Consider the following 20,978-nt stretch of genomic DNA (forward strand, 5'->3'; position numbering starts at 1 on the left):
ATTGACTATGAAAACAATTTTCAATATTCTGCTTTTAGGATGCTGTACTTTCCTTGTATCTTGCGCTCAGAAACCGTTTGAGCCGAAAGCTAACGTAAATCCGTGGGCTGACGATTATTCGGGCATTTCTGAAATGAAGGATTATAAACAATGGGGTACCTACAATGTACACGATCCGTCGTGCCTGCTGATAGGGGATACATATTATATGTATTCTACCGACGCTATTTATAAAGAAGACAGCGCGGCAATGAAGAAAGATAATCTGCCTTTTGGTTATATACAAGTCCGTAAATCGAAAGATCTTGTCAACTGGGAATTTTCCGGATGGGCCTTTAAGGAAATTCCACAGGAAGCCAAGGACTGGGTTTTGGATAATAACAACGGTAAAGGCGCAACCAATATATGGGCACCCTACATTGTAGAATATAAAGGGAAATACCGCTTATATTACAGCGTTTCGGCTTTTGCCAAACAGGTGTCTTATATAGGTATGGCTGAATCCGTATCGCCCGAAGGCCCCTGGGAACTAAAAGGCTGTGTGGTGAAAACGAAGACAGGCGATGTAATGAATGCCATCGATCCGAGTATTGTTAGCAATCCTGAAAATGGGGAGCAATGGATGCATTACGGCTCTTATTTCGGCGGGCTGCATTGCGTGCAACTGAATCCCGAAACAGGACTTACGCTTAACGACGGGGATCAGGGACATCTTACCGCCCGCCGTTTCGACGGTAAGAAGAACAATATAGAAGCGCCGGAAATAATCTATAACCCCGGGCTGAAGAAATACTTCCTGTTTGTTTCCTATGACCCGTTAATGACGACTTATAATGTGCGTGTAGGCCGCTCCGATAAGCCCGAAGGCCCTTTCACAGATTTCTTCGGAGTTGATATGCGCGAAGAGACAGATAACTTCCCTATACTGACTTATCCTTATCAGTTCCGCAATCATATAGGCTGGGCCGGTACAGCTCATTGCTGTGTATTCATGGATAAAAACGGACAATATTATATGGCTCATCAGGCACGCCTGCGTCCCGAAAACCATATGATGGATCTTCATGTCAGGGATATGTACTGGACTGCCGACGGCTGGCCGGTAGTATCTCCGGAAAGATATGCGGCTATCCCACAGCAGAAAATACAGGAAGGCGATCTTGCCGGCGACTGGGAGATACTTGTTATACAAGGCGATGCTCCTGCCCGTGACTTGTTTGCCGGACAAATATTGTGGGGAGAAAACCATCTTAAAGAAGGGGAAGAAAACAAATCCGATGTAATTACGTTAAATAAAGATTTGTCACTGAGTGGCGGCTTGTCAGGAAAGTGGTCTTTCGACAGGAGTGGTGTATTGAGTCTGAATATATCGGGTTCTGTCAGCAATTTACAGGTGTTTATGGGGCAGGACTGGGAAAACCAGACTCAGACTATTTTGTTTACCGGACTCAATTCCAAAGGATATACCATTTGGGGAAAAAGAATAAAATAAGAATAAAAAATAGAAAAATAATCTCACGCCTTTGTGACTCTAAATCTATTGAAAAACAGTAATATACTGAGTTAACCGAAATATTTTTCCAAGCAGTACATACTGCGCAAAAAAGAATTATTAATCATTAATCTAAGTTATATGCAAAAAGTAAAAAAATGGGCGCCGTTGATTATGGCAGCATTTACAATCCTTTTGTGTGCTTCATGTCAGGATTGGGGTGAAACAGATCCCCCTTCAGGCAATCAGGTTTATCCTAAACTGGAAAAGATAGTTACTTATTCCTTCGAGGAGGAAATTGACCCTGCAATTATTCAACTCTATGCTTATAGTGATGGAAACACGCCCGCGCTGGCAAACGATGAAGAACGCAAGAGTAGTGTGCTCCATCTGAATGGTGGATATGCACATATTAATAATCCACTCAACAGCGTGAAAGTTCAAAATGGAGTTTCACTCACTTTCTGGATGAAACAAGTTGTTCAGACAGGTGAAAATTCCGGGCAGGATTTGGAAGGGGCGCTTTTCTCTTTTCAAAACGAAAATGGCACGCAGAAATTCTTTTTCACAGCCAATGGTTGGTTAAGTTATGATGGCGTTGACGGAAAATACGAGGACAACAATCCTTCAGGGTATAAAACCGGATTGCTGACAGCCGGAGAATGGCATTACGTGGCTATGACAATCCGTGACAACGGATATGTTGTATATGTAGACGGACAAAAGAAAATAGATAAGGAAGTTACCGGATTTGATTTCTCTAAAATCGTTCAGTTCATGGCTTCCGTACCTTCTTTATATCTGGGTTATGGCTCAGGCGCTGAAACTCAGGAATGGATGCTGGACGACCTCACTATCTACCGTAATCAGATTACCGACAGTCAGATAAAAGTGCCGGGAACAGGTGGTGAAGAGGAAGAAAATAATTACATCATTGTTGGTAACGAAGATATGTCTACCCCTTGGTGGTCGGCTTTCTCCGATCTTGTAACAATGCAGGGTGACCAGACTATGCATTTCGGTTTCTATAATTATACCAACGGTGTCAATAACTGGCATAACTGGGCGCTGGTGCTCACCAACGGTAAAAACAGAGATGAAGCAGGTTATGCCGAATACTTTGTACTACGTGCTGATGCTTGGGAAAATATTAGTTTTTCAGGTACCAATATAACGTCAGATTACAATTGGGATACCTTTACGACTGATATGAAGGGTGCATATGTAGACTTAACTATCAAACGGACAAGTAACCGGATAGACGTTACAGCAATAACAACTACTACAAGTGGTACCGTATACACAATGAACTACTTCTATGAAGGAACTTTGGCAAGCAGTATCGGTTCATTCCTTACTTGCGAGGGAGCTTATCTGGCAATCGATCCGGAAACGGTATATGTAGGCCAGCAATATGCACCGGATACCTATCTGGTTGGTCCGGCAGATTTAAGCGCAGGCTGGTGGTCGTATTTCTCCAATTTCTCCCTGATTAAGACTAATCCTTTTGTTTATACATTTATCAACAACACCAGCGGTGCCGCAAACTGGAACAACTGGCTACTGGTTGTTACCAATGGTAAAGACAGAGGTGAAGCCGGCTATGCGGAATATTTCGTATTACGTGCCGATGCTTTCGGATGGGGGCCTGAAGGCTCTGGCTACAATGCAGCGAATATCTCCGCAAGTTATGATTGGGATAGTTTTACCACGCAAATGAAAGGAGCATATTGTATGATAATACTGAGACGCAGTGGCAACCGTCTGGATATGACAGCTAAGGTAACCACGGCTGATGGCGTGAAACTGGGTGACTACACATTCTTCTATGAGGGAATTACAACTACCGATGTCGGCGCATTCCTTACTGTAGAGGGAGCCAGCCTGAATATGCGTACGGTAGGATACTATCCGTTCTTGAATGCTGCTGAATAATAAATCAATAAAATACTGTATATGAAAAATAAACGGACAAATGGAAAAGCACCGTGGAGCAATTTGCTCCTGCGGTTGCTGCCAATACTTGTTTTGATGCTGGTTGGACAAAATGCATGGGCGCAGTCCAGGCAGGTGACAGGTATCGTAAAAGATATTACCGGAGAGACTGTTATCGGCGCCAGTGTCGTTGAAAAAGGAACTACTAATGGTACAATTACGGATGATGATGGCAGCTTTAGCCTGAGAGTAAGCAGTGATAATGCTATATTGGTGATATCATTCATCGGCTTTCAGGCTCAGGAGATTAGTGTAAAAGGCAAGACGATAATAAATGTGACAATGAGGGAAGACTCCGAATTGTTGAGTGAAGTTGTCGTAGTCGGCTATGGCTCACAGAAAAAAGAGAGTGTTATAGGTGCTATTTCGCAGTTAAATACTAAAGATATACTTCAGTCGCCTTCTGCTAACGTTTCACAAGCCATTGCCGGTAAGATTAGCGGTGTTGTCACTTCGCAGACTTCGGGTGCGCCGGGTGCGGATGATACGCAAATCTATATCCGCGGACGTGCTACCTTTGCGGGCGATGCACAGCCGCTTATCCTTGTGGATGGTATTGAACGTCCGTTCTCACAAATTGCACCGGATGATATCGAAACTATTTCCGTGCTGAAAGATGCCTCTGCTACAGCCGTATACGGTGTGCGCGGTGCAAATGGTGTTATGTTGATTACTACCAAAAGAGGTAAGGAGCAAAAACCGGAAGTAAGTTTGACTGCTAACTGGCAGATACAAAGCCCTACACGCAAAAATACTTATCTGAACTCTTATGAGTCGGTGACATTACTCGAAGAAGCGTTGGCCAATGACGGGCTACCCTCTCAGTTCTCTGCCAGCGATATTGAAATGTACCGTAAATCGAGTGCCGGTCAATTGAACGGATTGGATGCGATGCTTTATCCAAATGTAGACTGGTATGACGAAGTGTTGAAAAGTACAGCTCCCGCACAGCGTTACAATGTAAGTGTACGTGGAGGTACCAAGCGTATGCGTTATTACGCGTCAGGCGAGTTTTACGATCAGTCGTCTTTGGTTAAGAATTTAAGTAACAATGTATATGGTAATAGCTCAAGCCCTCATTACCGCCGTTACTCTTTCCGGGCCAATACCGACTTCTTTCTGACCAGGGATTTGACTTTCTCGGTAAATTTCGGTACCCGTTTCGAAGAACGTAAAGGTTCCAATACCGAAGAACGGAATGATTATAGCGAAACATTTTACGAACTGAATCATACTCCGGGCTGGCTCTTCCCTGTATCATATACGGTACAGAACGGTGAAGATACCAAAACCCTTTATGGAGGAAGCTCACAGTACCAGAACAACATAGTTGCCGCACTGGCCGAGGGTGGTTACTACCGTGCGGTAAATACCATCAACGAAACCAATTTTATTGTCGACTATAAACTGGGCTGGCTGACCGAAGGATTGAGCGCCAAAGCAATGCTTTCGTTCGACTATGAAAATTACCATACGAATCTTTATTCCGCAGGGTTTGCTACTTACGAGCTGAATGACCGCGATAACTATACATCTATCGATGCTTATAATCAGTTTAATAAAGATACCGAATTGGCGTTTACAGAGGAAGGGAGTTTGAGAGACTCGCAAAAGTTTAAATCTATCTATAAACTCTACATGGAGGCTCAGTTGAATTATGCCCGCAAGTTCGGCAAGCATGATGTGACTGCCATGATGCTCTATATGCAGAATGACTATCGTTATAAGTCGGATCTGGCACAGCGTTACCAGGGTTTGGTGGGTCGTGTCACCTATGGTTATGACGATCGTTATCTTGCCGAATTTAATGCCGGATACAACGGTTCCGAAAACTTTATGCGTGGCAAACGCTTTGGCTTTTTCCCGTCTTTTTCATTAGGATGGCGCATTGCCAACGAAGAATTTATGAAGGGTACAGAGAATTGGTTGGATAACCTGAAGCTTCGTGCTTCTTACGGGCAGGTAGGTAATGATATATATCAGATCAACGGTGTAAGACAGCGTTTCTTATATGAACAAAAGTGGTCGCAGATCGCGAATGACTATTACTTCGGAACCACCGGGAAAAGTGGTGTCTACGAATCTCAGTATCCTAACTACGGCGTTACTTGGGAACGCGCGCACAAATACAACCTTGGACTTGAGTTTGGCTTGTTTGGCAGCAGGCTGAACGGCAATATAGATGTTTTCTATGAAAAACGTAACGATATATTGACAGAATACCTCACCCGTCCGCAGTGGGTAGGTGTTGCAATGGCTGCCGGGAATTTAGGTAAAACAAAGAATAGCGGTTACGAGCTTGAACTGAAATATAACGACCGTATAGGTAAAGATATTCATTATTCTGTCGGCCTGACATACTCTCATGCCCGTAATGAAATTCTTGATATGGATGAACCCAGCCTGAAAACCGAATACCGTAAACGGGAAGGTCATCCTATCAACCAATACTTCGGACTGATGTGTGACGGATTCGTTACACAAGCCGATATTGACAGTGGCGATCTTCCGGTTTCGACCTTTGGCAATGTGCAGGTCGGTGATTTGAAATATCGTGATATGAATGGAGACGGCTTTATTGACGAGAGGGATGAAACCTTTATCGGCAGAAGCGATATTCCTGAAAATATATATGCGCTGACATTGGGTATCAACTGGAAAAACTGGGGCTTCAATGTTATGTTCCAGGGGGTTGATAATGTGAGCCGTTATTATGATGCTGAGGCCATGTTCGCTTTTGTAAACGGAGGTAAGGTGAAGGAGCATCACCTCGATCGCTGGAATCCGTCACAAAGTGAAGCCTATAATCTGGCAAATGCCAAATATCCATTATTGCACTATAATAATTATGGTGACCATAATCAGCGTCAAAACTCATTCTTCTTGAAAAACGGAGCGTTTGTCCGCTTGAAGAATATCGAGTTAAGTTATACTCTGCCAACCAACTGGGCGCGGAAAGTAGGAATGAGCGACTGCCGGCTGTTCTTTAATGCCAACAACCTGATAACATGGGATGATCTGGATGGCCTGACCGACCCCGAAAGCAATGGATCTAACCGCTACCCGATTATGAAGACTCTGAATTTTGGTGTAAATATTAAATTCTGATAGAACATGAAGAAAACAATTATATATAGCTTATTTGCTGTGTGCATCGCTGCTTTCACACTGACTTCATGCGAGGACGCCTTCGGTGATTTTCTGGACAAGCAGCCCAGTAACGAACTGACGGAAGAGGAAGTGTTTAGCGACTGGGAGATGATGGTGAAATTCCACTATGATACTTATAATTTTTTACGCCACGGAGCTAGTCGTATTAAAGATTCCTGGTTGGATTCGGCTACGGATTTAGCAGAAACCAGTTATTCTGCAGGTGGTGTGAGAACTACTTTTAATATTGGAAACTATTATGGTTCGGCTGGCGAAGCGGAACTTACAGGTACATGGGAACATTATTATCGTGCTATCCGTAAATGTAACATGATTATTACCCGTATCGAAAGTGTCCCGAAGGAGCCTTCTCTGAGCGATACTCAATACAAGCAGGATAAATTGAACTATACATCGGAAGCCCGTTTCCTGCGTGCCTATTTTTATTGGGAGTTATTTCTGCGTTATGGGGCTATTCCAATTGTAACCGAAGTTCTCGATCCGGATGGTGATTTGCTGAGTAATTATATTAATCGCCCGACAGCGAAGGAATATGTTGTAGACTTTATCCTGAAAGAACTGAAAGAATGCGAAGCCGGATTGCTGGTCTATGACGAAGCTTGGGATTCGAGTCAGGCCGGACGCATCGGCCAGCCTATGGCACGGGCCCTGTATTCACGCATAATGCTTTATATGGCTAGTCCGCGTTTCAGTGCCGAATCGGGTATCACATGGCAGCAGGCCGCTGATGCAGCCAAAAGTTTTATTGATGATTACGGCGCGAATTTCAGTCTGTTTTCAACTACTGATGCCGATGGGAATGCTTTGGGTGTGGAGGCTTATACCAATGCACTGTTGAGGACTGCCTATTCGGGAAATAACAAGGAAGTGATTTTTTATCGCAATGATGTAGTTATAAGGTGGGATGCGATCAAGAATGATACTCCTGTAGGCGAGGGGGGTAATGGAGGACTTTGTCCGTCGCAAAACTTAGTGGATATGTACGATATGGCAGATGGCTCTTCTCCTTTTGCTCAGTATGATAAAACAGGTGCTCCGGTATATACTAATAATACTCCGGCTATAAATACCGCCAGCGGATATGATGAAGCCAAACCTTGGACGAACCGTGACCCGCGTCTGGCTGCAACCGTTCTCTGCAATGGAGTGAAGTGGGGTAATGGTACTATCAATGTGGTACTGGGCCAGAGGGACAATCCTATCGGTAATACGAATGCAACTCCGACAGGTTACTATGTGCGTAAGTATATTCCTGAAACTATCCTGAGCGCAGAACATTCTCAGAGCGCTTACCGCCTGTGGACTATCATGCGTTACGCTGAAATCCTGCTCAACTATGCCGAAGCGTTGAACGAGGCGCAAGGCCCGGGAACGGAAGTATATAATATGCTCGATAAAATCCGTCACCGCGCAGGCATCAGCGGTAAGATAGCAGACCGTAGCGATTTGACGTCTTCTAAGGATAATATGCGCAACTTCATTCATAAAGAACGTACTGTGGAACTTGCTTTCGAGGAACATCGCGCATGGGATGTCCGCCGCTGGAATGTTGCTGTAGAAGCATTGTCGCGTCCTATCTATGGCGTAAATGTAAGTGCAGACGGAACCATTACGCGTAAGGTGGCCCAGAGCCGGGTGTTCGAGAACAAGATGTATCTCTATCCGATACCTGAAGGGGAAGTTTGGAAAACAGGAATTGAAAATAATCCGGGTTGGTAATCCTTAAATTGAATACATATGTATACAAGCATAAATAATATAAAAAACAAGTTGGCAGGAATAAGTAAATTCCTGTTGATGGGGGTACTGATATTCGTAACCTGCAATACTTGGGCACAAGAAGAACAGGTGTTGAGAGGCCGTATCGTGGATTCCGAAGGCAAACCTATTGCCGGAGCTGTGGTAAATGTGGCGGAGCAGAGCCGCATAGCACTGTCCGGTGAAGATGGGTATTTCAGTCTGAAGAATGTAAAGCCGGACGATGAATTGTGTGTCAGCAGTATTGGTTATAAAAATGCTACCGGTACAGCCGAATTTAGCGGCGCTTTCCAAATAGTAATGGAACCGGATTTAGATGAATATTTACATACCATGCCTGTTCCTTTCGGCCGCAAGCCGAAGAAATTTATGACGGAAGCCACTTCGGTAGTAACCGGTGAAGAATTGCAAAAGCACCCTATTTCGGTGCTTCAGAATGCTTTCACTTCTACTCTTTCCGGAGTGGAAACCTACGAATGGTCAAGTGAGCCCGGATGGACAGAAACGACTATGTATGTCCGCGGCTTGCGTACAATGAATAAGAATGCCCGTAGTCCGCTGATAATTGTGGATAATGTAGAACGTGACCTTTCGTTTCTGGATGCATTTCCTATCGAGAATATCACTGTTCTGAAAGATGCGGCAGCGACAGCTATTTACGGTATGCGTGGAGCTAATGGTGTGATTATGGTGACTACCAAACGTGGTTTAGCAGGAAAAACGAAGATAGACTTTACACAGGAAATAGGTTTTCAGATGCTGAGCAATAAGTTTGAAACACAGAACTCCTACAATATGGCGCTTACCCGCAATCAGGTGAGATATCTCGATGGCCTTGACCCTATGTACACAAATGCTCAGGTAGAGATGTACCGCCGTGTATCATCAGGTGAGAAGCTGACAGGTATCGACCAGTATAAGTATTTTAATACAAACTGGTTTGAAGAACTGTATCGCGAAACAGCCCCGTTATATAAGACCAATATGCAGATAAGTGGCGGTAATGCCCGTGCACGTTATTATGTGTCGTTCTCTTATCTTCGTCAGGAGGGTATGTGGAATGATAAATGGACGAACTATAACGAAGGTTATAATACTTCCCATACGCTGAACCGCTATAACCTTCGCTCGAATCTGGACATAGATGTGAATAAGTATTTGAACGTATCATTGGATTTAGGGGGACGTATCGATAATATTACACAACCTACAACAGGTGTATTCAGCCTCGTGACCTTCGGTGCGGTGGAAGCGAATCCTATGGAACCGATATATACTCCGGGCGGACAGATATATTCATCCAATACGGCTAATAACCCGGCACGATTGCTGGCTTCATCAGGTCAGGAAAAGAACCGTCGCCGTAACCTGTATTCGACCGTAAATGTGACAGGCGATCTGGGAGAACTGGTTCCCGGCCTGAAAGCAAATGCAATGGTGAGTTTCGATGCTTACGACGTATTTGAATCTACACAGACCAATAGTATCAATTCTTACTACTACGATTATTCAAATGCTTCGGTTACCGATCCGTCAGAATTTACCCTGTCAAAAATGACCTCTTACTCGGCCTTGTCGGACCCGACGGCTAACGAACGTGGTAACTATTACAATCTCAATTTCAATGCAGGATTTTCTTACGATAAGACTTTTGGTAAACACAATGTCGGAGCCCGGGCTTTCTTCCGTACCTATCAGAATGCGGTGAACCGGATTGAGAGTACCAACTATGCCAATCAGTCTTCCAACCGTTTCATGTCCTACAACGGACAGGCTACTTATGTGTATGACAGCAGGTATATTTTCTCAGGTAACCTTTCTCATATGGGTTGTGACAATTTTGCTCCTGACGACCGTTGGGGTACTTTCTGGGGAACATCTATCGGTTGGGTAGCCTCGGAAGAATCATGGCTGAAGAACAAGAATATTAATTTGCTGAAGCTCCGCGCATCATATGGTACTTCCGGGCAGTCTACCACAGGAGCCAACCGTTATCCATATCAAAGCACTTATGGCTCAGGTACAGGTTATAACTTTGGTACTTCCAGTTCGAGCATCGGAGGTATTTATGAAAGCCTGGCGGGCAGCAATAACAACAAGTGGGAACTCTCTGAAATGCTGAATGTCGGTTTAGACTTCGATTTCTGGAATAAGAAGCTTTACGGTTCGTTCGATGCGTTCAAAGAGTGGCGTTCGAATATCCTGATAGACCGCTCTACTATCCCTAGTATAGTGGGTGTGGCAGTGGCTCAGGACTCTTACGGAAAAGTTGAATCCAAAGGTCTGGAATTATCCCTCGGCCATCGTGGTAATATAGGTAAGGTGAATTATTTTGTCGAAGGTATGCTGTCTTACAATACCAATAAGATTACCGAAATGGATGAGACAGAGCCGAATGTGCCTTGGCAGCGCAAAACGGGTGACCGTATCCGTGATTATACTTCAGTTGCGGAACTTTACGAAATACCTTTTAATAACAGTATCGGAGGCTGGAATATTTACAAATTTGAGGGTTGGGCAAGCGATCCGAACCTGATTGCCTCCAGTCAGCAGGATGCTATAGATAATCCGGAGAAATATCCGTATAATACGGCTTCGAATGGTTCTCAACAATTAGGTACTGCCGTATTTAAAGATTTGAACGGCGACCGTCAGATTGACTCTAATGATATGGTTCCCGATACTTATACCATCATTCCGGAACTGATTCCATCTATGACTTTCGGTTTCGAATATGCAGGTTTCGATGCCCGCGCCATACTCACGGCTTACCTCAACCGTTCGGTATTCCTGTCTCCTGCTGTCAGCTATTCGGGCTGGAGTAACATGGGTACCCATGAAGTGACCAAGGCATGGGGATATTATAATGACGATCCTACCGATCCGCGTAACATCAACGCTACTTATCCGCGTCCTACTTATGGCGGATTCAACGCTATTGACAGTGACCGCAGTACAGGTACATATCAGAATGATATATGGATCGTAAACGGGGATTACCTGTCGCTGCGGAATATTGAAGTTGGCTATTCGCTTCCTAAGAAGCTTATAGCTAAGGCTAACCTTACCAAATGCCGTATCTATTTCAGCGGATACAATTTATATACCTGGAGCCATTTGCCGAAAGGCCTGGACCCGGAGAAGCCGATGAGCTATTGCTGGTGGTATCCGAAAACCCGTTCGTTCTCATTTGGTATAAACATTGGCTTCTAAGTAAGGTAAAATATTTAAAGCATTGTTTTCAGACATAGTATATTATTGCTATTATACATACAAAAGCAATAAAAAGGTCTGAGACCTTAATTCAAGAATAAACAAGGAATATAAAATGAAAAAGATTGCAATATATATAACCACAGTGCTGTTGCTATTAAGTAATCATTCATGTAGTGATTATCTGGGCAAAGAAGTGGACTTGTCCCTGTCGGACGAACAGGTATTCAGTAGCTTTGAGAATACGCGGGGTTTCCTTGCAAATATTTATACTTATTTGCCTGATGCCTTCGCAGGATATAATAATGGACAATTTCTGGCCGCGTCACGCGACTGTATGACCGACAATTCTTTGTCTTTCTGGGATGTACACTACTATCATAGTGTGCTTACCGACAGTTACTCGGCTGCAGACCATCCGTTTGCCAAGGATTTCTGGCCGAAGAACTTCAAAGGTATCCGCGCGGCAAACCAGTTTATGAAGAACGCCCGCTCATCAGTGATTGGTAATTCGGAAAAAACAGGAGACGATAATCATCTGTACGATCGCAATATAGCTGAGGCTCGTCTGCTTCGCGCTATCTTCCATTTCGACATAGCCTGTTGGTTTGGTGATGTTCCCGTTATCGGCAATGATGAGAATGGAATACCTATCGTATTCGATCCGAGCGACACAGAGGCTATGAACAGGGCGCGTACGAACTGTGCGGACGCATTGAAATGGATTGCCGATGAGTGTGACGCCATAAAAAATCAATTGCCGTACCGTTATAGCAATGAGGATGAAAACTGGGGTCGTGTGAATGGGGCCGCTGCTTATGCTTTAAAGTCGAGAGCTTTATTGTACAGGGCATCCGCGCTCCATAATCCCGAGAATAAGGCTGAATACTGGCAGGAAGCTGCTACGGCGGCACTGGATTTAATTACAGAAAATGCGAAACACAGTAACCGCTATAAGTTATATACGACAAGTGATAATAATCCGAATAAAAATTATTACGAATGTTTTGTGACCACTCCGTACTATAATGACGAATACATTCTGACCCGTTCGGTATGGAATACCTATCAGATAGAGTTGTTCCTGGCACCTTGCGGTTTCAGTGGTACAGCAAGTTCCACAGGACGTACCAATCCGACTCAGAATCTGGTAGATAGTTATGAAACCATCAATGGTCTGCCTATCGATCAGGACCCTGCTTATAACGACCAGAATCCGTATGCGAACCGCGACCCGCGTCTGGAACAGACCATTCTGCACAACGGGTCCGTCTGGGGTGATCCTTTGCAGGAAGAACAACGTGCCGTTGATGTATCATATCCTGACGGAAAAGACTATCAGCAGCTGCATGGCGGTACACTGACCGGATATTATACAAAGAAGTTCCTGAACAATATGTCGTTCAAAAGCCCTTCTACATACAACCATGCCTGTCCTATCTTCCGGTATGCAGAAATCTTGTTGAATGCGGCGGAAGCGATAAATGAGGCTTCGGGGCCCGATCAGGCTTATCAGTATGTAAATCAGGTGCGTGCCCGTGTAGGTATGCCGCCTTATAAGGGTATGACAAAGGAACAGCTTCGTGAGCGTATCCGTAACGAACGCCGCATAGAATTCTGTTTCGAAGACCATCGCTTCTTTGATGAGCGTCGCTGGAAATTGTTCGAAGGCCAGACTGTCAGCAGTGAAAAGAGCCTGCCGCGTTACAAGCAGGTGTACAATATTTATGGTGTAACTGTTACTCCCGAACTTTCAACCGTTTACACATACGGTGGAGCTCAGAAACATCCTACCCGCGCATTCAACAGCCCGAAAAACTATTACTTCCCGTTGCCTGATACAGAAGTGAAGAAGGCTCCGAATCTTAGGCAAAATCCGGGCTGGGAATTATCAGTGGCATCTGAATAGAAGGATATGTAAAGGTTAAAAACTTTAAAAACGAAAAATGTATGAAATATTATAAATGGTTTAGCTTATTAGTTATCTGCTCGCTCCTTCTTGGGGCGTGCAGTGACGATGATAAGGATTTTGGGGAACTAGGCGTAATCATTGAAACGCCTGTTGTTGCGGAAATAACCTATTCATCGGCGCAGTTGCAGGCAACATTGTCTTCTGCAAAAGGTGTGATATTGTCGAAACGTGGTTTTTGCTATAGCACTAAAGCCAACCCGGATATTTACGATGCACCGGTTGTGGCTATGGGTAATGAGTCTTTTACAGCTACGCTTACAGGTTTACAGGGCAATACCACCTATTATGTACGCGCCTTTGTAAGCATCTATAACGGGGGAGTAGCTTATTCGTCCGAAATAGAGGTATCAACCGGCGAAGGGACACTCGATGAACAACTGTCTCAGTATAAGGCTCCTGCTTATGCAGATAATTATGCAAGTATTGCTGTCTGGGACAACCGCAGCCAGTGGAATCTGGCCAATGTACACGATCCTTCGGTGGTGTTGGCTAAAGACGGTTATTATTATATGTATCAGACGGATGCTTCATACGGAAATGCGCATGCCGGACATGGACATTTTCATGCCCGCCGTTCCAAAGACCTTGTGTATTGGGAATATCTCGGTGGAACTATGAAAGAACTACCGGGGTGGGTTATTCCTAAACTGAATGAGATACGGAAAGAGATGGGGCTGGGAGAAACTACCAGTACCAGTGAAAGTGAGTTCGGATATTGGGCGCCTGGTGTTCATAAGGTAAATGACGATTTGTACCGTATGTATTACTCGATTGTTTGTCCGGGGCTGCTTAATGGCGAGGGTACTTGGGGCGAACGGGCTTTTATCGGTATGATGGAAAACACCGATCCGGCAAATAATGATGGCTGGGTAGACAAAGGATATGTAGTCACCAATGCTTCGGATAAAGGTCTTAATTTCAATGTGCAGGCAAACGACTGGGCAAATTGCTACTACAAATGGAATGCTATCGACCCTTCGTATATAGTCACTCCTGAGGGAGCGCACTGGCTTATTTATGGTTCGTGGCACAGTGGCATAGTTGCTATGGAATTGAATGCTGCAGATGGTATGCCGAAACAAAGTTTAGGAGTTCCGTGGGCTGATACCAGCGCCCCTGCCGGATACGGACAATTGATATACACACGTCAGGCAGGTAATCGCTGGCAGGCTAGTGAAGGCCCGGAAATAGTCTACAATCCTGAAACAGGATATTACTATCTGTTTGTGGCCTATGATGCGCTCGGCGTTCCTTATAATACCCGTGTAGCCCGTTCGAAGAGCATTACGGGACCATATCTGGGTATTGATGGTACGAATGTAACTGCGGGCGGAGACATGCTTCCGGTGGTTACTCATCCATATAAGTTCGCGAACAGTAATGGTTGGGTAGGTATCTCACACTGCGCTGTATTCAACGATGGTAATGGCAATTGGTACTATTCTTCGCAAGCGCGTTTACCTGAAAGTGTAGATAATTATATTATGATGGGACATGTCCGCAGCATTCGCTGGACAAAAGACGGGTGGCCACTGGTGATGCCGGAACGTTACGGGGCTGTACCACAAGTTGCTATTACTGAAGAAGAATTGGTTGGTAACTGGGAGCATATCGATTTGTCATATAGCTACGGAAAACAGAAGGAATCGTCTGTAATGACATTGGCGGCAGATCATACCGTATCGGAAGGTACATGGAAAAATTCGGCATGGAGTTACGATGCCGGTAAGCAAGTACTGACAGTGAATGGTGTAGAATTATATCTGCAACGTGAGGTGGACTGGGAAGCTAATCCCAGGACACATACTATAGTTTATGCTGCTTATGGTGGTAATTTTAAAACTTACTGGGGGAAGAAAATAAAATAATTTTTCATTTTTGTACTAAAAACTGTTTTGTTGTCAATTGGCAACAAAACAGTTTTCACCTTTTAAGTATAGCTGATAGCCAGATTTGAGAGAAATAACATGTTTTATAACATATCTAAATAAGTGTATTTGGAAACACTTATTTGTTATCTTGCAAGTGTATTTGATACACTTATATAGTGTTTCAGGGAGATCTAAATAAATCGCTGATATAAAAATGAAAACAGAGAAGGAGAAAATGGCTGCCGGAGAGCGTTATTGGGCTCATGGAGAAGAGATGATCGGACATCGGGCAAAGATAAAGCCAATACTTCATAAATTGAACGTGACGGAATATTATACCGATAAATTTCATGATGTAATAAACGAATTATGTCCTAATTCGGCAAAGGATCTCCACCTTGAGCCTCCCTTTTTCTGCGATTATGGTGAATTTATATATGCCGAAGAAAATGTTTTTATCAATACCGGAGCGGTTATCCTCGATGGCGGAACAGTAAAGATAGGTGCCAATACGTTGATTGCACCCGGCGTACATATATATACAGCCGGTCATCCGCTCGATATTGAAGACCGCAAACAATGGGAAGCATGTAAACCCGTGGTTATAGGAAAAGACTGCTGGATAGGAGGACATTCTACTATTTGTCCCGGTGTGACTATCGGTGACCGTTCTGTTATCGGGGCAGGGGCAGTGGTGATAAAAAATATTCCGGCCGACAGCCTTGCGGTTGGTAATCCTGCGAGAGTAGTGAAAAAGCTAAATCAATCAAAATAAATTAATTACCATGAAAAAATTATTGGGAGGATTTTTATCTCTCTTTATTATCGGATTATTGGCGTCATGCTCTCCAAAGCAAGATGCCTTAACCAGTCCTGATGGGAAAATAACGGTCGAATTGAGCCGGGATTCTGCAAAAGTATTGAAATATACCATTAAAAAGAATGGTGTAACTGTTATCGAGCCTTCAGTTTTAGGCCTGATGAGAAACGATGCTGATTTCTCTTCTCTTGAAGTTGTAAGTATCGGAGCCAGGCGCGATGTACAGGGTACTTATGTCACTCCTGCCGAAAAAAGGCTGAACAATAGTTTTAAGGCAAATGAATGGGATGTGAAAGTAAAAAATCCGGAAGGAAAAGAAATGACAATTACTTTCCATATCGGAGACAACGGTGTTGCTTTCCGTTATGCCTTTGATGAAACTTCTACAGATGAAAAGACCATAGAGAAAGAAAATACATCGTTCCGCTTTGCGACTACAACTAAAGCGTGGTTGCATCCGCACGATGATGTGAAAAACTGCTGGGCACAGACATGTCCGAGCTATGAAGATAATTATATTACAGACATTCCTGTAGGAACGGAAGCCCCTAAAAAAGCAGGATGGAGTTTTCCGGCTTTATTCAATAACGGAGAAACATGGGTGTTACTTACAGAAGCGGGATTAGAACCGCCTTATTGCGGCACACGTCTGGCTCAGCATAGTCCTGATGGTGAATATTTTATTGAGTTTCCGCAACAGGGGGAAACTGTAAAACCTACCGATCCTGTTACTCCGATATCGAAATTGCCATTACGTTCTCCATGGCGTGTGATTATGCTGGGAGGATTAAACGATATAGTAGAAAGCTCGATGGTAACAGATGTTTCCGAACCAAGCCGGGTGAAAGACGCAGGTTTTATAAAACCCGGAATCGTAGCATGGAGCTGGGGTGTGGAAAAAGACCCGTCCGTTAATTACGACCGCCAGAAACAATATATCGACTATGCCGCTAAAATGACATGGGAATATGTTCTGGTAGATGGACTTTGGGATACGGTAATAGGTTATGAAAAAATACAGGAGCTGATAGATTACGCTAAGACCAAGAATGTTAAACTTCTTCTGTGGTATAATTCCGCGGGAGATTGGAATACAACTTATCAAACCCCGAAGAATGCACTATTAACAAGGGACGCTCGCAGAGCTGAATTTGAACGGGTGAGCAAGATGGGGATCGCCGGTCTTAAAGTCGATTTCTGGCCGGGAGACGGGCCTTCGGCCATTCAGTATTATTATGATATGATGCAGGACGCTGCTGATTATAAGTTGATGCTCAACTTCCACGGAACTACTGTTCCCCGTGGCTGGAGCCGCACATTCCCTAACCTGATGACACTGGAATCTATCAAAGGATTTGAGTTTATCACCTTTGCTCAGGAGACCGCTGATCTGGCTCCGCAACATTGTGCTACGGCTGTTTTTGCCCGTAATGTAGTCGGCCCTATGGACTTTACTCCGGTTTGTTTTGGCGAGATACCGAATATCCGGCGTCGTACGTCCAACGGATTCGAAATTGCATTGACCGTTCTTTTCCAATCCGGAATTCAGCATTATGTGGAAATTCCTGAAAGTATGGAAAAACAACCTGACTATGTACAGGAGTATATGAAGAATGTTCCAAGAAGCTGGGATGATGTGAAGTTAATAGATGGCTTCCCTGCCAAATATGCCGTGTTTGCTCGTAAGTCGGGAGAAAAATGGTATGTGGCCGGAATTAATGCCGAAACCGCAGTGAAGACGTTGGAACTGGATTTGTCGAAACTGAATATCTCAAAAGAAGGTACAATGATTACCGACGGTGATACTAACCGTACGTTCAGCCAAAAACAGGTTTTGTTGAATAATGGGAAACTAAGCGTCGAAATTCAGCCGAATGGCGGATTTGTAATAGTATTTTAATCTTTAACCATATAGTATGATGAAAAAGAATTTATATAAAATTGTAGGCCTGGCCTCATTACTGGCTTTCGGTCAGTCGGCTGTTGCACAGCAGACCTATGAATTTACATTAGACACAAAGAAAGTGGGAGCGCCTGTTCAGTCTACCATGTACGGCCTTTTTTTCGAAGATATAAACTTCGGGGCCGATGGCGGATTGTATGCCGAGCTGGTGAAGAACAGGTCTTTTGATTTTCCGCAGGAGCTCATGGGCTGGTACACTTTCGGTAAAGTGGAAGTGCGGAAAGATAATCCTCCTTTCGATAAAAACCCGAATTATCTGGTCCTTTCCAATCCCGGACATGCACATAAGCATACAGGGATAGAGAACGAAGGCTTCCGCGGGATGGGCTTTAAGAAAGATGCGACTTACCGTTTTTCTGTTTGGGCGAAGAAAGTGAATACAACGGAAGACCAGAAAATCCGTGTCGAATTTATCAATCCCAAAGATGAAGTAATAGGCAGTCAGGAATTGATTATAAACTCACCGGACTGGCAAAAGCATCAGGTAGTAATAACAGCTAAGGCAACAGAGGAAAAGGGACGCTTACGCATATTCCTTGCATCCAGGGGTGCGATTGCCGTAGACCATGTCTCATTATTTCCTACCGACACGTATAAAGGCCGTGAGAACGGATTGAGAAAAGATCTGGCTCAGGCGCTGACAGACATTACTCCGGGTATATTCCGCTTTCCGGGAGGATGCATCGTTGAGGGCACAGACCTCGATACCCGTTATGACTGGAAAAAGACCATTGGTCCGGTTGAAAACCGTCCTGTGAATGAAAACCGATGGCACTATACATTTACTAACCGTTTCTTTCCAGATTATTATCAGAGTTACGGCTTAGGTTTTTATGAATACTTCCTTTTGTCGGAAGATATGGGGGCAGAGCCGCTTCCTGTATTAAGCTGCGGGCTGGCGTGTCAGTTTCAGAACGAAGACCGGCATGCGCATGTGCCTGTAAGCGATTTAGCGCCATACATTCAGGATGCTCTGGACCTGATTGAGTTTGCAAACGGCCCTGTAACTTCCACCTGGGGAAAAGTACGTGCCGATATGGGGCATCCCGAACCTTTCAATCTCAAATTTATAGGTATCGGTAACGAACAATGGGGAGAAGAATATCCTGAACATCTGGCTCCATTCGTGAAAGAAATTCGTGCAAAATATCCTGATATGAAGATAGTAGGCAGTTCGGGACCTTCGGCTGACGGAAAGCAATTCGACTATCTGTGGCCCGAAATGAAACGTCTGAAGGTGGATTTAGTGGACGAACATTACTATAAAGAGCCGGATTGGTTCTTCAAAAACGCTGCACGTTACGATAATTATGACCGTAAAGGTCCGGCTGTGTTTGCCGGAGAATATGCTTCACACGACCATTCTACAGGGAAACAGAACAATTTTCTGTCGGCTCTGTCCGAAGCTGCATTTATGACCGGATTGGAACGTAATGCCGATATTGTTCATATGTGTACTTATGCGCCTCTTTTTGCACATGTGGATGCATGGCAATGGTGTCCGGATATGATCTGGTTCGATAATCTGCGGATGATGAAAACTCCGAACTATTATGTGCAGCAACTTTATGCGCAAAATAAAGGGACAAATACAATGACTTTGTTGTGGCCGGATAAAAAGGCTGTGACAGGGCAGGATAACCTTTATGCTTCTGCTGTTTATGATAAAGACCAGAACTGTTACATTGTGAAAGTGGCAAATACAGGTACCGAAGCAAAGAATGTAAAAGTAACATTGACAGGAACTAAAAAGAATGCGGCATTCACAGTCGGTGACTGTATAGTCATAAAGAATAATAACTTGAAAGCAATAAATACACTCGACACACCAACGAATATTATTCCTGAGAAAGCAACAGCCTCAATAGATGGAAATATATTGAATATACAGACTCAGGGTCAGTCATTCGGTGTATATAAGGTAAAACTGTAAATCAACAATCAGATTATTTTGGAAGAATCCGGATATATTCTCTGCTTTGACGGAAAATAGTATTTGGATTCTTTTTATTTATACTAAATTTGGGATAGATTCTTTTTCAATAATTTTATCTATATAATAAGCCAATAGCCTTTAGCTGTTAGCTGATAGTTCTTTGAAAGACTGATTAAAGCGGTTACGAGTTTGCCTCGCCTTCGCTTCGGCGAATGTTATTTCTTCGCCCTTCGGGTAGTTACGAGTTACAAGTTGGCTGACGTTTTGTTTTGTTTCACGCAAAGACGCAAAGGCGCAAAGTTCTACATCTTACGAGTTGTTGACTGATGACTGTAAATACTGTTACCTTTGTTACCTTTTGGGAGAAAGATACGAGAGACAGGTTGTTAACTACTCTCTGACGGGATGCTTCGTTTCTCTCACCCGCTCGCGCAGACGTCTCGTCTGTGTGTTGCGTAGCAAACATCAACAAGACACGGACTGGAAGTCCGCGCCAGCGGGAGTTAACTACTCCCTGACGAGATGCTTCGTTTCTCTCAGCATGACAGACCACGATACTGATGACTGTTTACTGTTAATACTGTTTATTGTTCACTGAAAAAAGTGTTACCTTTGTTACTTTTTAAGAAAGTTACGAGTTACAAGTTGGTTTACTGTTGACTGCTAACTGATATATCTGTTACTTTTGTTACTTTTTCAATCCGAATTAATTATAATAATCATATACAATATAACCGATGACACCAATCAAATTATTAAACAAAGCAGCGGACAACATCCGCATTCT

General features: G+C 43.9%; 10 protein-coding genes. All 10 read left to right on the forward strand.

The annotated features are described in order from the left end of the window. The first annotated feature begins 7 nt into the window (after nucleotides 1-7). The 10 genes from ACFO6W_RS05095 (at nucleotide 8) to ACFO6W_RS05140 (ending at nucleotide 20,188) form a co-directional block, all read left to right on the forward strand. The gene (locus ACFO6W_RS05095) at nucleotides 8-1,492 is read left to right on the forward strand and encodes an arabinan endo-1,5-alpha-L-arabinosidase (RefSeq protein WP_379994289.1); all 1,485 of its coding nucleotides are present in this window, start codon (nucleotides 8-10) and stop codon (nucleotides 1,490-1,492) included. Between the two features lie 141 nt (nucleotides 1,493-1,633). Continuing rightward, a complete protein-coding gene (locus ACFO6W_RS05100) occupies nucleotides 1,634-3,427 on the forward strand; it encodes a LamG-like jellyroll fold domain-containing protein (protein WP_379994290.1) in 1,794 nt (597 codons plus the stop codon). Between the two features lie 21 nt (nucleotides 3,428-3,448). Then, the gene (locus tag ACFO6W_RS05105; protein ID WP_379994291.1) at nucleotides 3,449-6,595 is read left to right on the forward strand and encodes a SusC/RagA family TonB-linked outer membrane protein; all 3,147 of its coding nucleotides are present in this window, start codon (nucleotides 3,449-3,451) and stop codon (nucleotides 6,593-6,595) included. 6 nt (nucleotides 6,596-6,601) lie between these two features. Beyond that, on the forward strand, nucleotides 6,602-8,377 hold the full coding sequence (locus tag ACFO6W_RS05110) for a RagB/SusD family nutrient uptake outer membrane protein (RefSeq protein ID WP_379994292.1): 1,776 nt from the start codon (nucleotides 6,602-6,604) through the stop codon (nucleotides 8,375-8,377). An 18-nt stretch (nucleotides 8,378-8,395) separates the two neighbouring features. After that, on the forward strand, nucleotides 8,396-11,629 hold the full coding sequence (locus tag ACFO6W_RS05115; RefSeq protein ID WP_379994293.1) for a SusC/RagA family TonB-linked outer membrane protein: 3,234 nt from the start codon (nucleotides 8,396-8,398) through the stop codon (nucleotides 11,627-11,629). Nucleotides 11,630-11,744: 115 nt separating this feature from the next. Then, nucleotides 11,745-13,538 carry a RagB/SusD family nutrient uptake outer membrane protein gene (locus tag ACFO6W_RS05120; protein ID WP_379994294.1) on the forward strand — a complete coding sequence of 598 codons (1,794 nt, stop codon included), beginning with the start codon at nucleotides 11,745-11,747 and terminating at the stop codon, nucleotides 13,536-13,538. Nucleotides 13,539-13,579: 41 nt separating this feature from the next. Then, entirely contained in the window at nucleotides 13,580-15,469 is a 1,890-nt protein-coding gene (locus ACFO6W_RS05125) for an arabinan endo-1,5-alpha-L-arabinosidase (protein ID WP_379994295.1), read from the forward strand. A gap of 217 nt (nucleotides 15,470-15,686) precedes the next feature. Next, a complete protein-coding gene (locus tag ACFO6W_RS05130; RefSeq protein WP_379994297.1) occupies nucleotides 15,687-16,247 on the forward strand; it encodes a sugar O-acetyltransferase in 561 nt (186 codons plus the stop codon). Between the two features lie 10 nt (nucleotides 16,248-16,257). Next, nucleotides 16,258-18,192, forward strand: coding sequence for a glycoside hydrolase family 97 protein (locus ACFO6W_RS05135; RefSeq protein ID WP_379994298.1), 1,935 nt, complete (start codon nucleotides 16,258-16,260; stop codon nucleotides 18,190-18,192). A gap of 19 nt (nucleotides 18,193-18,211) precedes the next feature. Continuing rightward, nucleotides 18,212-20,188: an alpha-L-arabinofuranosidase C-terminal domain-containing protein gene (locus ACFO6W_RS05140; protein ID WP_379994300.1), complete on the forward strand. Its 1,977-nt coding sequence runs from the start codon at nucleotides 18,212-18,214 to the stop codon at nucleotides 20,186-20,188. The last annotated feature ends 790 nt before the right edge of the window (nucleotides 20,189-20,978 follow it).

This window comes from Dysgonomonas termitidis, assembly GCF_042654545.1.
GTDB lineage: Bacteria > Bacteroidota > Bacteroidia > Bacteroidales > Dysgonomonadaceae > Dysgonomonas > Dysgonomonas termitidis.

What these genes read in the sequence shown, in the direction of transcription:
- ACFO6W_RS05095 (WP_379994289.1), top strand. Translation starts at nt 8, where the DNA reads ATGAAAACAATTTTCAATATTCTGCTTTTAGGATGCTGTACTTTCCTT.
- ACFO6W_RS05100 (WP_379994290.1), top strand. Translation starts at nt 1,634, where the DNA reads ATGCAAAAAGTAAAAAAATGGGCGCCGTTGATTATGGCAGCATTTACA.
- ACFO6W_RS05105 (WP_379994291.1), top strand. Translation starts at nt 3,449, where the DNA reads ATGAAAAATAAACGGACAAATGGAAAAGCACCGTGGAGCAATTTGCTC.
- ACFO6W_RS05110 (WP_379994292.1), top strand. Translation starts at nt 6,602, where the DNA reads ATGAAGAAAACAATTATATATAGCTTATTTGCTGTGTGCATCGCTGCT.
- ACFO6W_RS05115 (WP_379994293.1), top strand. Translation starts at nt 8,396, where the DNA reads ATGTATACAAGCATAAATAATATAAAAAACAAGTTGGCAGGAATAAGT.
- ACFO6W_RS05120 (WP_379994294.1), top strand. Translation starts at nt 11,745, where the DNA reads ATGAAAAAGATTGCAATATATATAACCACAGTGCTGTTGCTATTAAGT.
- ACFO6W_RS05125 (WP_379994295.1), top strand. Translation starts at nt 13,580, where the DNA reads ATGAAATATTATAAATGGTTTAGCTTATTAGTTATCTGCTCGCTCCTT.
- ACFO6W_RS05130 (WP_379994297.1), top strand. Translation starts at nt 15,687, where the DNA reads ATGAAAACAGAGAAGGAGAAAATGGCTGCCGGAGAGCGTTATTGGGCT.
- ACFO6W_RS05135 (WP_379994298.1), top strand. Translation starts at nt 16,258, where the DNA reads ATGAAAAAATTATTGGGAGGATTTTTATCTCTCTTTATTATCGGATTA.
- ACFO6W_RS05140 (WP_379994300.1), top strand. Translation starts at nt 18,212, where the DNA reads ATGAAAAAGAATTTATATAAAATTGTAGGCCTGGCCTCATTACTGGCT.